12 protein-coding genes are annotated in these 13,706 nt (G+C 68.8%); 11 read left to right on the top strand and 1 reads right to left on the bottom strand.

Annotated features, from left to right (window positions below; translation table 11 throughout):
* Positions 1–16: 16 nt before the first annotated feature.
* Together MTY59_RS00060 and mnmA are read left to right on the top strand one after the other, a co-directional pair.
* Positions 17–1,195 carry a cysteine desulfurase family protein gene (locus MTY59_RS00060; protein ID WP_221043877.1) on the top strand — a complete coding sequence of 393 codons (1,179 nt, stop codon included), beginning with the start codon at positions 17–19 and terminating at the stop codon, positions 1,193–1,195.
* Positions 1,196–2,272, top strand: a complete 1,077-nt coding sequence (gene mnmA / locus MTY59_RS00055; protein ID WP_221043876.1) for a tRNA 2-thiouridine(34) synthase MnmA — start codon at positions 1,196–1,198, stop codon at positions 2,270–2,272.
* 7 nt (positions 2,273–2,279) lie between these two features.
* Here the strand turns inward: mnmA and MTY59_RS00050 are convergent, their stop codons facing one another.
* Positions 2,280–2,924: a sensor domain-containing protein gene (locus MTY59_RS00050; protein WP_221043875.1), complete on the bottom strand. Its 645-nt coding sequence runs from the start codon at positions 2,922–2,924 to the stop codon at positions 2,280–2,282.
* Positions 2,925–3,023: 99 nt separating this feature from the next.
* Here MTY59_RS00050 and MTY59_RS00045 point away from each other — a divergent pair, with 99 nt between their 5' ends.
* The 9 genes from MTY59_RS00045 to MTY59_RS00005 all read left to right on the top strand — a co-directional run bounded on the left by MTY59_RS00045 (position 3,024) and on the right by MTY59_RS00005 (position 13,674).
* Positions 3,024–4,052, top strand: coding sequence for a uroporphyrinogen decarboxylase/cobalamine-independent methonine synthase family protein (locus MTY59_RS00045; RefSeq protein WP_221043874.1), 1,029 nt, complete (start codon positions 3,024–3,026; stop codon positions 4,050–4,052).
* A 64-nt stretch (positions 4,053–4,116) separates the two neighbouring features.
* Entirely contained in the window at positions 4,117–4,599 is a 483-nt protein-coding gene (locus tag MTY59_RS00040) for an SRPBCC family protein (protein WP_221043873.1), read from the top strand.
* On the top strand, positions 4,596–4,919 hold the full coding sequence (locus MTY59_RS00035) for an ArsR/SmtB family transcription factor (RefSeq protein ID WP_221043872.1): 324 nt from the start codon (positions 4,596–4,598) through the stop codon (positions 4,917–4,919). Before MTY59_RS00040 ends, MTY59_RS00035 begins: the two co-directional genes overlap by 4 nt.
* A 43-nt stretch (positions 4,920–4,962) precedes the next feature.
* On the top strand, positions 4,963–7,044 hold the full coding sequence (gene ligA / locus MTY59_RS00030; protein ID WP_221043871.1) for an NAD-dependent DNA ligase LigA: 2,082 nt from the start codon (positions 4,963–4,965) through the stop codon (positions 7,042–7,044).
* Positions 7,045–7,048: 4 nt separating this feature from the next.
* Complete coding sequence (locus tag MTY59_RS00025; protein ID WP_221043870.1) at positions 7,049–8,161, top strand: cystathionine gamma-lyase; 1,113 nt, start codon at positions 7,049–7,051, stop codon at positions 8,159–8,161.
* Between the two features lie 72 nt (positions 8,162–8,233).
* Positions 8,234–8,830, top strand: a complete 597-nt coding sequence (locus tag MTY59_RS00020) for a TetR/AcrR family transcriptional regulator (protein ID WP_221043869.1) — start codon at positions 8,234–8,236, stop codon at positions 8,828–8,830.
* Between the two features lie 168 nt (positions 8,831–8,998).
* On the top strand, positions 8,999–9,445 hold the full coding sequence (locus MTY59_RS00015) for an MmpS family transport accessory protein (RefSeq protein WP_221043868.1): 447 nt from the start codon (positions 8,999–9,001) through the stop codon (positions 9,443–9,445).
* A complete protein-coding gene (locus MTY59_RS00010; RefSeq protein ID WP_221043867.1) occupies positions 9,442–12,342 on the top strand; it encodes an MMPL/RND family transporter in 2,901 nt (966 codons plus the stop codon). The genes MTY59_RS00015 and MTY59_RS00010 overlap by 4 nt, the downstream gene beginning before the upstream one ends.
* Before the next feature lie 75 nt (positions 12,343–12,417).
* A complete protein-coding gene (locus MTY59_RS00005; protein WP_221043866.1) occupies positions 12,418–13,674 on the top strand; it encodes an HNH endonuclease signature motif containing protein in 1,257 nt (418 codons plus the stop codon).
* Positions 13,675–13,706 lie beyond the last annotated feature (32 nt).

Below are 13,706 nucleotides of genomic sequence, written 5' to 3'. Positions count from 1 at the left end.
TATCGTGGGTCGCGTCATGGTCTACCTGGATCACGCCGCCACCACCCCGATGCACCCCGCCGCCGTCGAGGCGATGACGGGTGTGCTGGGCACGGTCGGCAATGCGTCCTCGCTGCACACCAGCGGCCGCGCGGCGCGGCGCCGCATCGAGGAATCCCGCGAGCTGATCGCCGACCGGCTCGGCGCGCGGCCCTCGGAGGTCATCTTCACCGCCGGCGGCACCGAGAGCGACAACCTGGCGGTCAAGGGCATCTACTGGGCCCGCCGGGACGCCGAGCCGCGGCACCGGCGCATCGTCACCAGCGAGGTGGAACACCACGCCGTGCTGGACTCGGTGAACTGGCTCGTCGAACACGAGGGCGCCGAGGTCACCTTGCTTCCGACCGCCGCGGACGGGTCGGTGTCGGCGGCGGCGCTGCGCGAGGTGCTCACCCGCCACGACGACGTCGCGCTGGTCTCGGTGATGTGGGCCAACAACGAGGTCGGCACCGTGCTGCCGGCCGCCGAACTCGCCGCCGTCGCGGCCGAATTCGGCGTCCCGATGCACAGCGACGCGATTCAGGCCGTGGGGCAGCTGCCGGTCGACTTCGCCGCCAGCGGTTTGTCGGCGATGAGCGTGACCGCGCACAAGTTCGGCGGCCCGCCCGCGGTGGGTGCGCTGCTGCTGCGACGCGACGTCGCGTGCGTGCCGCTGGCGCACGGAGGCGGGCAGGAGCGTGACATCCGTTCGGGCACCGCCGATGTCGCCGGGGCGGTCGGAATGGCGGCGGCGGCCCGGATCTCGGTCGACGGGCTCGAGGTCAACAGCGCCCGGCTGCGGGCGTTACGCGATCGGCTGGTCGACGGGGTGCTGGGCGGCATCGAGGACGTCACCCTCAACGGGGCACGCGATCCGCTGCGCCTGCCCGGCAACGCGCACTTCACGTTCCGCGGCTGCGAGGGCGACGCGCTGCTGATGCTGTTGGACGCCAACGGAATCGAGTGCTCTACGGGGTCGGCGTGCACCGCAGGCGTCGCTCAGCCCTCGCACGTGCTGATCGCGATGGGCGCCGACGCGACCAGCGCCCGCGGGTCCTTGCGACTGTCGTTGGGGCACACCAGTGTCGACGCCGACGTCGACGCGGTGCTGCGGGTACTGCCCGGGGCGGTGGACCGCGCCCGTCGCGCCGCGCTGGCCGCCGCGGGGGCGTCCTAAGTGAAGGTGCTTGCCGCGATGAGCGGTGGCGTCGACTCGTCGGTCGCCGCCGCCCGGATGGTCGACGCCGGACACGACGTCGTCGGCGTGCACCTGGCGCTGTCCACGGCGCCCGGCACGCTGCGCACCGGCTCGCGGGGATGCTGCTCGAAGGAAGACGCCTCCGACGCGCGCCGCGTCGCGGATGTGCTCGGGATCCCGTTCTACGTCTGGGATTTCGCGGAGAGGTTCAAGGCGGACGTCATCGACGAGTTCGTGTCGTCGTATGCGCGCGGCGAAACCCCCAACCCGTGCGTGGTGTGCAATCAGAAGATCAAGTTCTCGGCGCTGTCTGCGAAGGCCATTGCGCTCGGGTTCGACACGGTGGCCACCGGCCACTACGCCCGGCTCTCGGACGGCCGGCTGCGCCGCGCCGTCGATCACGACAAGGACCAGTCCTACGTGCTGGCGGTCCTGAGCGCCGAGCAGCTGCGCCACGCGGCGTTCCCCATCGGGGACACCCCCAAGCCGCAGATCCGGGCCGAGGCCGCCCGGCGCGGCCTGACCGTCGCGGAAAAGCCGGACAGCCATGACATCTGCTTCATCCCGTCGGGCAACACCCGTGCCTTCCTGGGCGAGCGCATCGGGGTGCGCCGCGGTGCGGTGGTCAACGCCGACGGCACCGTGCTCGCCGAGCACGACGGCGTGCACGGGTTCACCGTCGGGCAGCGCAAGGGGCTCGGCATCGCCGGGCCGGGACCCGACGGCCGTCCGCGGTACGTGACCGCGATCGACGCGGAGACTTCGACCGTGCACGTGGGCGAGGCGGCCGACCTCGAGATACGCGAAATGGTCGGCCGGACACCGGTTTTCACTTCGGGCGTCGCGCCGTCCGGCCCGGTGGAGTGCGCGGTTCAGGTGCGCGCGCACGGCGAAACGGCCGGCGCGATAGCCGAACTGGTCGACGACGAGGTCTTCGTGCGGCTGCGCGCGCCGATGCGCGGCGTGGCCCGCGGCCAGACACTGGTGCTGTACCGGCCCGATCCCGACGGTGACGAGGTGCTCGGCAGCGCCACCATCGCCGGCACCACCCGCTGAATCCGGGCTATCGCGGCATGTTCGCGGAGATATTCGTCATCACGATGTCGGACACCGATTGCGCGAAGCCGCAGAAGGTGACCTCCAGCATGGCCACCGACAGGATCCGGTAGTCGCGGCCGCACCCGCCGGGCCGCAGGTGCAGCGAGCTGGCGTCGGCTTTCCAGTCGCCGACGTAGAGCTGGCCGCTCGAGCCGTTCGCGCAGTCGCCGACGGTGCCGACCAGGGTGCCGAAGGCGCGCCGGGCGGCGTCGGCGTCGCGATAGGCCGCGGCGCCTTCGGAGATCAGCGCGCCGTCGGGTGGGTCCTGAAACGTCGTCTTGTGGAACGCCTCGAGGTCGCGCCCGAAGGTCGCGGTCTCGGCGTAGATGAACCGGCACTCGCGCGGTGCGGTGTCGGCCAGCGCGTCGATGTCCACCGGGCTGGTGCCGTCCATCGACGGGATGATCGTCAGATGGTCACCGGCACCGGTGATCGCGCGCATCCGCGACTGATCCAGCAGGATCGTGTCGACGTCGACGCCCTGCACCACCCTGCGGTTGGCGCCCGATCCCGCCACGGCCGCCCCGTCCACCACCCGGGTGCACGCCGCCACCAGCGCCACCACGGCGCACAGCACCGGTAGCCACGCCGATTTCGCCTTCTGCGACACGTTTCGCACCCCTTTTCGCGTTGAACCTACCCGCGCCGTCCCGCGGCACACAGACCCCTGCCGACCGGCGCGTAGTGCGACGTCGAATACGGTTGCCCGGTGAGTGTTTTCACCCATCCTTTTGCCAACGCCAGCGGTGTCGGATCGTGGCCCGGCATCGCCGCGCGCCAGGCCGCCGAAGTCGTCGTGGGTGAACTCGCTGGCGCGCTGGCGCACATCGTGGAGCTGCCGGCGCGCGGAGTGGGTGCCGACCTGCTCGGCCGGGCCGGCGCGCTGCTGATCGACGTGGCCATCGACACGGTGCCGCGCGGCTACCGGCTCGCCGCCAGGCCCGGTGCGGTCACCCGCCGCGCCGTCAGCCTGCTCGACGAGGACATGGACGCGCTGGAGGAGGCCTGGGAGGCCGCAGGCCTGCGCAACGACGGCCGGGTGGTCAAGGTGCAGGCGCCGGGCCCGATCACGCTGGCCGCCGGGATCGAGCTGTCCAACGGCCACCGGGCGATCACCGATCCCGGGGCGCTGCGCGACCTGGCGGCGTCGCTGGCCGAGGGCGTCGCCGCGCACCGCGCGGGGCTGGCGCGCCGGCTCGAGGCGGAGGTGGTGGTGCAGTTCGACGAGCCGTCGCTGCCGAAGGCCCTGGGCGGCGGGCTGACCGGGGTGACCGCGCTGAGCCCGGTGGCGCCGATCGACGAGGAGGTGGCCGCGGGCCTGCTCGACGGCTGCGCCCAAACGGTGGGCGGTGAGGTGCTGCTGCACTGCTGTGCCCCCGATCTGCCATGGGATCTGTTGCAGCGCAGTGCCTTTCGAGCCGTCTCGGTGGATGCAGGCGTGCTGAGCGCGGCCGATCTGGACGGTGTCGCCGCGTTCGTGGAGTCCGGCCGCACCGTCGCGCTGGGGGTGGTCGCCGGCAACGCCCCGCCGCGCCGGCCGTCGGCGGAGGAGGTGGTCGCCGCGGTGGTCGCGGTGACCGATCGCCTCGGCTTCGCCCGTTCGGCGCTGCGCGACCGCATCGGCGTCACGCCCGCGTGTGGTCTGGCCGGCGCGACGCCGCAGTGGGCGCGGACCGCGATCGAGCTGGCCCGCAAGGCGGCCGAGATGTTCGCCGAGGATCCCGACGCCATCGGATAGGCAACCAGCAGGTTGCGCTTTTGGGCGCGCCGTGCTGAAGTGATAGGCAACCAGGAGGTTGCATATGAAGATCGAGAAGCACGTGGTGCTGCGCGCGCCGCTGGAGCGGGTGTGGCGGGCCATCAGCGACGCCGAGGAGTTCGGTCGCTGGTTCGGGGTGCGCTTCGACGGGCCGTTCGTCGCCGGGACATCGGTGACCGCGGCGATCTGCCCGACCGTCGTCGACGGTGAGGTCGCCGAGCGTCAGGAGGCGCACGCCGGAGTGCGCAGCACCTGGCAGATCGTCGCCCTCGAGCCGCGGCGCCGGTTCGCCTACCGCTGGCATCCGTTCGCCATCGACCCCGACGTCGACTACGACCACGAGCCGACCACGCTCGTCGAGTTCACCCTGTCCGAGCAGCCCGACGGCGTGCTGCTGACCATCACCGAATCCGGTTTCGAGGCGATTCCCGAGGCGCGCCGCGGGGGAGCCTTCGGGGCCAACGGTGAAGGCTGGGCGATCCAGACCACGCTGGTGCGCAGGTACATCGAAGGCGCCAGAGTATGAGCGGACGTGTCGCCGTCGACGCGCCGCTCTTCGACGCGCTGGGCGATCCCAACCGGCTGCGCATCATCGTGCGGCTCTGCGATCAGGGACCGAGCTCGACATCGCAGGTCACCAGCGTCATCCCGGTTACCCGGCAAGCGGCCAGCAAGCACCTGCAGCTGCTGGAGTCCGTCGGGCTGGTGACGAGCAGCCGGCGGGGCCGCGAGCGGGTCTGGACGGTGCGGACCCAGCCGCTGGCGTCGGCCAGCGAGTACCTGAGTCAGCTGTCCCGGCGGTGGGACGCCGCGGTGGATCGGTTGCGCGCCTATGTCGAGGACTGAGCGCGCGCGGTTTCGCGTCGGTATCCTCGGATAGCCTGCCAAGGTGAGCGCAGCAGAAGCCGATTCGGTATCGCCCGAGGTTCGCCGGCAGTGGCAGGACCTCGCCGAAGAGGTCCGTGAACATCAGTTCCGCTACTACATCAAGGACGCGCCGATCGTCTCGGACGCGGATTTCGACGCGATGTTCAACGAGCTTCTCGCGCTGGAGGAGCGCCACCCCGAGCTGCGGGTGGCCGATTCCCCGACCCAGTTGGTGGGCGGGGCGGGTTTTGCCACCGAGTTCGGCGAGGCGCAGCACCTGGAACGGATGCTGAGCCTCGACGACGTCTTCGATCGCGACGAGCTGGTGGCCTGGAACAACCGCGTCGAGACCGAGGTCGGCAAGGAGCCGTACTACCTGTGCGAACTCAAGATCGACGGGGTCGCCCTGGCGCTGGTGTACCGCGAAGGCCGGCTGGAACGCGCCGCGACCCGGGGTGACGGCCGGGTCGGCGAGGACGTGACGCTCAACGCGCGCACCATCGACGACGTCCCCGAGCGGCTGTCCGCCAGCAAGGAATTCCCGATTCCGGCTCTGCTCGAGGTGCGCGGCGAGGCGTTCTTCCTGCTCTCCGATTTCGAGGCGCTCAACGCCAGCCTGGTCGAAGACGGCAAGGCGCCGTTCGCCAATCCGCGCAACAGCGCCGCGGGGTCGCTGCGCCAGAAGAACCCCGCCGTCACCGCCCGCCGCAAGCTGCGGATGATCTGCCACGGCATCGGCCGCACCGAGGGGTTCGCACCGAAGACCCAGCACGAGGCCTACACCGCGCTCAACGCCTGGGGGCTGCCGGTGGCCGAACAGACCGCGCGGGTGCGCGGCCTCGCCGCGGTGGAGGAGCGGATCGGCTACTGGGGTGAACACCGTTACGATCTCGAGCACGAAATCGACGGCGTGGTAGTCAAAGTCGACGATGTCGCGCTGCAGCGCCGGCTCGGCACCACCTCCCGCGCGCCCCGCTGGGCAGTCGCCTACAAATACCCGCCGCAGGAGGCGCAGACCAAGCTGCTCGACATCCGCGTCAACGTCGGGCGCACCGGCCGCGTCACCCCGTTCGCCTTCATGACGCCGGTGAAGGTGGCCGGGTCGACCGTCGGGCTGGCCACCTTGCACAACGCCGCCGAGGTGAAACGCAAGGGTGTGCTGATCGGCGACACCGTGATGATCCGCAAGGCCGGCGACGTGATTCCGGAGGTGCTCGGCCCCGTCGTCGACCTGCGCGACGGCTCCGAACGCGAATTCGTCATGCCCACCACGTGTCCCGAGTGCGGCACCACGCTGGCGCCGGCCAAGGAGGGCGACGCCGACATCCGCTGCCCCAATGCCCGGTCGTGTCCGGCGCAGTTGCGGGAGCGGGTGTTTCACGTCGCCGGTCGCGGTGCGTTCGACATCGAGGGACTCGGTTACGAAGCGGCCATCGCGCTGCTCAAGGCCGGGGTGATCGCCGACGAGGGCGACCTGTTCACCCTTACCGAGGACGACCTGTTGCGCACCGAGCTGTTCCGGACCAAGGCCGGCGCCCTGTCGGCCAACGGCAAACGGCTGCTCGACAACCTGGACAAGGCCAAGAAGGTGGCGCTGTGGCGGGTGCTGGTGGCGTTGTCGATCCGGCACGTCGGGCCGACGGCCGCGCGCGCCCTGGCGACCGAGTTCGGCGATCTGGACTCGATCATGTCGGCGTCGACGGAGCGGCTGGCCGCGGTGGAAGGCGTCGGGCCGACGATCGCGGCGGCGCTCACCGAATGGTTCACCGTCGACTGGCATTGCGCGATCGTCGAGAAGTGGCGCGCGGCCGGCGTGCGGATGGCCGACGAGCGCGACACCAGTGTGGCGCGCACGCTGGAGGGGCTGACGGTGGTGGTCACCGGGTCGCTCAACGGCTTTTCCCGCGACGACGCCAAGGAGGCGATCCTGGCGCGCGGGGGCAAGGCCGCCGGCTCGGTGTCGAAGAAGACCGACTACGTCGTGGCCGGCGATTCGCCGGGGTCCAAGTACGACAAGGCGATCGAGCTGGGGGTGCCCGTCCTCGACGAGGACGGCTTCCGCAAGCTGCTTGACGAGGGCCCGCCCGAAGCCCCGGCGGAGTGAGCCGATGAGCAGCCGGTACGGTGACTCCACTCGGAGCCTCAAAGCCATTGACGTCGAGGCGATTTCGGGTCATCCGGTGGCGCCGCAGGCGGTGCTCGCCGCCACCTATCACCTGGCCGCCGACGAATCTGGTGGCTCAGACAATTACGGCCGCGGCTCCAATCCGACTTGGCGGCAACTGGAGTCGGCGCTCGCCGAGCTGGAGGGGGCCACCGGCGCGCGGGTGTTCGGCTCGGGCATGGCGGCCGTCAGCGCCGTGCTGCGCGCGCTGGCGACGCCCGGATCGACGGTGGTGGTGCCGGCCGACGGCTACTACCAGGTGCGCCGCTACGCCCGCGAAGACCTGGTGCCCGCGGGTGTGACGGTCGTCGAGGCGTCGAGTGCGCAGCTCTATGACGCCGCCGCGCAAGCCGACGTGGTGCTGGCCGAAACGCCGACCAACCCGGCGTTGGACGTGATCGACGTGCACCGGCTGGCCGGCATCTGCCGGGATCGCAACGCGCGCTTGGTCGTCGACAACACCGCCGCCACGCCGCTGGGTCAGCAGCCGCTGTCGTTGGGCACCGACGCGGTGGTGGCCAGTGCGACCAAGGCCCTGTCCGGTCACGGTGACCTGCTGGCCGGCTACGTCGCCACCAGCCAGCCCGAGCTGCTGGCCGCGGTGGAGCGACACCGGCTGCTGGCCGGCGCCATCCTGGGTGGGTTCGAGGCGTGGCTTCTGTTGCGCAGCATGGCAACTGCCGGATTGCGCTTCGAACGGCAATGCCAGAACGCTCGGGCGCTGGCGACCATGCTGGCCCGCCACCCGGCGGTGCGGTCGGTGCGCTACCCGGGATTGGCCGACGACCCGGCACATTCGGTGGCCATGGCCCAGATGCGCCGGTTCGGGGCGCTGGTCTCCATCGAACTGGCCGACGCGGCCGCGGTGTACGCGCTGGTGGACCGCAGCGAACTGCTGATCGCATCCACGAGTTTCGGGGGCCTGCACACCTCGGTGGATCGCCGGGCCCGCTGGGGAGACCCGGTCGCCGACGGATTCGCGCGCATCTCGCTGGGCATCGAAGACACCGACGACCTGCTCGCCGACATCGAACGCGCGCTGATGTCCTCCCGCTGACGAATTCACATTCGTGGGGCCGACTGCGCCGAAAGTGGTCCGCAACACCCGACCGGCTCTATCGTGGGGTCTATGACCCAGACGGCCGACCGGTGTGAGCCCGCGTCGCCGTGGTCACCGCGCGAGGCCGAGATACTGGGCGTGACCCTGGCCCTGCTGCAGGAACACGGCTATGACCAGCTGACGGTGGACGCGGTGGCCAACGCCGCGCGCGCCAGCAAGGCCACGGTCTACCGGCGCTGGCCGTCCAAAGCCGAACTGGTGTTGGCGGCCTTCATCGAAGGCGTCCGGCAGGTGGCCGTTCCGCCGAACACCGGCACGTTGCGTGGCGACCTGCTGAGCCTGGGGGAGACGATCACCCAGGAGTGCGGGCAGCACGCCGGCACCATCCGCGCGGTGATGGTGGAGGTGTCGCGCCACCCGGCGCTAAACGATGCCTTGCAGCATCAATTCCTCGACCAGCGCGAGGCGATGCTCAAGCATGTGCTGCAGCAGGCCGTCAACCGGGGCGAGATCGCCGAAGACGTCATCAGCGACGAGCTCTGGGACTTGTTGCCCGGCTATCTCATCTTCCGGTCGATCATGCCCGGACGCCCGCCGACCCGTCGCACCGTGCAAGCGTTCGTCGACGGGTACCTCATCCCGGGCCTGACCGGGACCGTCGGATAACGCGCGGGCATGTCGGAGCCGGCAGCCCGTCGAGAATATATACGCGCGCGTCTCTTGTACAGTACGGTCCCGTACCGTACTGTCGTAGCTGTCGATCACACTCACGGTGTTGGCAGCCGTGTTTGGCTTGAGTGGAATCTTATCGCCCGATCTTCGAAAGGCTAACGGGTGAAAGGCTTTTCGATCGCGTCCCTGGTGAAGCGGGGGTGGATGGTGCTCGTCGCCGTGGTGGTCGTCGTGCTTGCCGGATTCGGAATCTATCGCCTGCACGGAATCTTCGGTTCGCACACCAGCACGTCGGCCAACAGTGGCCTGTCCAACGAGATCGTCCCGTTCAACCCCAAGCAGGTCGTGCTCGAGGTCTTCGGTGCACCGGGCGCGACCGCGACCATCAACTACCTCGACGTCAACGCCCAACCACAGCAGGTCAAGGACGCGCCCCTGCCGTGGTCGTTCACCATCACCTCTACCGAGCCGGCGGTCATCGGCAACGTCGTCGCGCAGGGCAACGGCGACACCCTGGGCTGTCGCATCACCGTCAACGGAGAAGTGAAAGACCAACGCACCGTCAACAAAGTCGACGCCTACACCTTCTGTCTGGATAAATCTGGATGAGCAACGATCAAGAGTCGCGGCCGTTCGTGCCGCGCACCATCCGCCGGCTCGCGTTGCCGATCCTGCTGTTCTGGGTCGCGCTCGCCGCGCTCACCAACATCGCGGTGCCGCAGCTGGAAGACGTGGGCAAGACCCACAACGTGGCGCTGAACTCGCCAGATGCGCCGTCGCTCAAGGCGATCAAACGCATCGGTGAGAAATTCCACGAGTTCGACACCGACAGCTCGGCGATGATCGTGCTGGAAGGCGACAAACCCCTGGGCGCCGACGCCCACCGCTTCTACGACGAGATGGTCCGCAGGATCGAACAGGACCACAAACACGTCCAACATGTCCAGGATTACTGGGGCGACACCCTGACCGCGGCGGGATCGCAGAGCAGCGACGGCAAGGCCGCCTATGTCCAGGTGAACCTTGCCGGCAATCAAGGCTCGGCGTTTGCCAACGAGGGCGTCGGGGCGCTGCGCGACATCATCGAGCGCATGAAGCCGCCGCCCGGCGTCAAGACCTATGTGACCGGTGCGGCGCCGCTGATCTCCGATCAGTTCGACGTCGGCAGCAAGGGCACCGCGAAGGTCACCGGGATCACCATCGGGGTGATCGCGCTGATGCTGTTCTTCGTGTACCGCTCGGTGCTCACCACGCTGCTGGTGCTCGCCACGGTGCTCATCGAAATGTCAGCCGCCCGAGGCCTTGTCGCGTTTCTGGGTAACGCCGGAGTGATCGGTCTGTCGACGTATGCGACGAATCTGCTGACGCTGTTGGTGATCGCGGCCGGAACGGACTACGCGATATTCTTCGCCGGGCGTTATCAGGAGGCGCGCGGCACCGGTGAGGATCGCGAAAAGGCCTTCTACACGATGTATCACGGAACCACGCACATCGTGCTGGGCTCCGGGCTCACCGTGGCCGGCGCGGTGGCCTGCCTGAGCTTCACCCGGTTGCCGTACTTCCAAAGTCTGGGCATACCAGCGGCATTGGGTATCCTGGTCGCGCTGTTCGCCGCGCTCACCCTGGGACCCGCGATCCTGACCCTGGGTGCCATGGTGGGCATCTTCGATCCCAAGCGGGCGATACGAACCCGCGGCTGGCGGCGCATCGGCACCGCCATCGTCCGGTGGCCGGGTGCGGTGCTCGCGGCGGCGTGCGCGCTGGCCCTGATCGGCCTGATCGCCCTGCCCGGCTACAAGACCAGTTACGACACCCGCCCCTACATGCCGGCCAGCGCGCCGGCCAATATCGGCTACACCGCGGCCGAGAAGCACTTCTCGCGGGCCCGGCTGGAGCCCGAGCTGCTGATGGTCGAAACCGATCACGACATGCGTAACCCGGAGAGCATGCTCGTGTTGGACAAGGTGGCCAAGGCGGTGTTCCACGTTCCCGGGGTCGCGCAGGTGCAGACCATCACCAGGCCGTTGGGAACCCCGCTCGTCCACAGTTCGCTCGCGTTCGTGGTCAGCAATTCCAGCGCGGCGCAGCAGGAAAACCTGACGTACCAACGAGATCGGGCCGACGACGCCCTCAAGCAGGCCAACGAACTGAGCAAGACCATCAACATCCTCAAGCAGCAGTACACCCTGCAGCAGCAGCTCGCCGGAACCACCCACGACGAGACGGTGAACTTTCACGACACGCTCGCCACGATCCAGGATCTGCGCGACAAGATCGCGAATTTCGACGACTTCTTCCGGCCGGTGCGCAGTTACTTCTATTGGGAGAAGCACTGTTACGACATTCCCGTCTGCTTCGCATTCCGATCGCTGTTCGACGCGCTCGACGGCATCGACCAGCTCACCGAGAAGTTCGAGAACCTCACGGCCTCGCTCGACAAGCTCGACGCGCTGCAGCCCAAACTGACGGCGCTGATCCCGCCGCAGATCCAAAGCCAGCAGACCAATCGCGATCTGACACTGGCGAATTACGCCACGCTGTCCGGCATCTACGCGCAGACGGCGGCCGCGATCGACAACGCGACGGCGTTGGGACGCGCCTTCGACGCGGCCAAGAACGACGACACCTTCTATCTGCCGCCCGAGGTGTTCAACAACCCCGACTTCAAGCGTGGACTGAAACTGTTCCTCTCGCCGGACGGCAAGGCCGTCCGGATGATCGTTACACACGAGGGCGATCCCGCGACGCCCGAGGGCATTTCGCACATCGATCCGATCACCAAGGCCGCGCACGAGGCCCTGAAGGGCACGCCCATGGCCGGGGCGGGCATCTACGTCGGCGGGACGGCCGCGACGTACAAGGACATCCAGGATGGCGCCAAATACGACCTGATGATCGTGGCGTTCGCCGCGCTGAGCCTCATCCTGCTGATCATGATGATCATCACGCGCAGCCTGATCGCCGCGCTGGTGATCGTCGGCACGGTGGCCCTGTCGCTGGGGGCCTCGTTCGGCCTGTCAGTCCTGGTGTGGCAGTACATGTTCGGCATCCAGCTGTACTGGGTCGTGCTCGCGCTGGCGGTGATCCTGTTGCTGGCGGTCGGATCCGACTACAACCTGCTGTTGATCTCCCGTTTCAAGGAAGAGATCCATGCCGGGCTGAACACCGGCATAATCCGGGCCATGGCCGGCTCCGGTTCCGTCGTCACCTCGGCCGGCATCGTTTTCGCCGTCACCATGTGTGCGTTCGTGTTCAGCGGTTTTCAGGTGCTCGGTCAAATCGGGACGACGATCGGGCTCGGCCTCTTGTTCGACACGCTGATCGTGCGCTCGTTCATGACGCCTTCTGTCGCAAGGCTTCTCGGGCGGTGGTTCTGGTGGCCGCAACGGGTGCGCCCGCGCCCGGCCAGCACCATGCTGCGGCCCTACGGTCCGCGCCCGGCGGTTCGCCAGCTGCTGCTGTGGGACGACGACGACCCGGTGGCGACTTCATCAAAAGCTGGTTGATGTAGTTCCCTCGGGCCGCGTCCACCGTACTGGCGCGGGCCCGGATTTGTCGTAGGTGGCTGCGATGATGGGGTTATGTCTTCGATCGCATCTGCTGGCGCTGTGGTGGTGAGTCCTGGTGAGCGTCTTGGGGTGTTGTTCGAGGAGTTGGCGGAGTTGACCGGTCAGCGCAACGCGATTGATGGGCGCATCGTGGAGATCGTGGCCGAGATCGAGCGAGATGAGCTCTGCGGGGTCACCGGGGCGCGGTCGGTGCCGGCGTTGGTGGCCTGGAAGACCGGCTGTTCGCCGGCAACCGCGCACACCATCAGCACGATCGCGGGCCGGCTCGAGGAGTTCCCGCGCTGCGCTCAAGGGATGCGTGAGGGCCGGCTGTCGCTGGATCAGGTCGGCGTCATCGCGGCACGCGCCGGTGCGGGGTCTGATGAGCACTACGCGGCGTTGGCGCGCTGCGCCACGGTCACTCAGCTGCGCACCGCGGTCAAACTAGAACCGCGACCCCAACCCGAACCCGGACCTGGGCCCGAGTTCGAGTGTTCGATCACCACCAGCGCCAACGAGCACGGCAGCTGCTACCGGATCACCCTGGCCCACCATGACGCGGCGAAGTTCGAGGCCGCCTTGGCGTCGCATCGTGATGCGCTGCTCGCCCAGTGGCGCCACGATCACCCCAACGGCACGGCCGCGTCAGCTCAGCGGCCCCCGGTGCCTGGCACCGCCGCGGCGTTTATGCGCCTGGTCGAGGCGGGGTGGGACGCCGAGGCGGCGCGGCGCCCACACGGGCAGCACACCACCGTGGTGGTGCATGTCGACGTGGAGCAGCGTGTTGCGGCACTGCATTTGGGTCCGGTGCTCACCGACGCCGAACGCCGCTACCTGACCTGTGATGCCACCGGTGAAGTCTGGTTCGAACGCCACGGCGAGGTCATCGGTGCCGGCCGGGCGACCCGGCTGATCAACCGGCGGCTTCGCCGCGCGCTAGAGCATCGCGACCGCACCTGCGTGGTGCCCGGCTGCGGGGCCACCCGTGGTCTGCACGCCCATCACCTGCGGCACTGGGAAGACGGCGGCCCCACCGAGTTGGCCAACCTGGTGCTGTTATGCCCCTATCACCACCGGTGCCACCATCGTGGCGTGCTCACCATCACCGGACCCGCACACGCACTCGTCGTCACCGACAACACCGGCCGATCACTGAGCCCGGGATCGCTGGCGCGCCCACCCACTCAACCCCCGCCCGCGGTGCCACCCTGCCCAGGACCTACCGGCGAACGCGCCAACTGGTGGTGGTATGACCCCTTCCAACCCCAACCACCACCGACAAACAACTAGCCCGGCCACCACCGGCAACCCGTCGAAACTCA

Source organism: Mycobacterium senriense (genome assembly GCF_019668465.1).
Lineage (GTDB): Bacteria > Actinomycetota > Actinomycetes > Mycobacteriales > Mycobacteriaceae > Mycobacterium > Mycobacterium senriense.
Note: the sequence above shows the minus strand (reverse complement) of the source record. Positions and strands in the feature narration are given on the sequence as shown.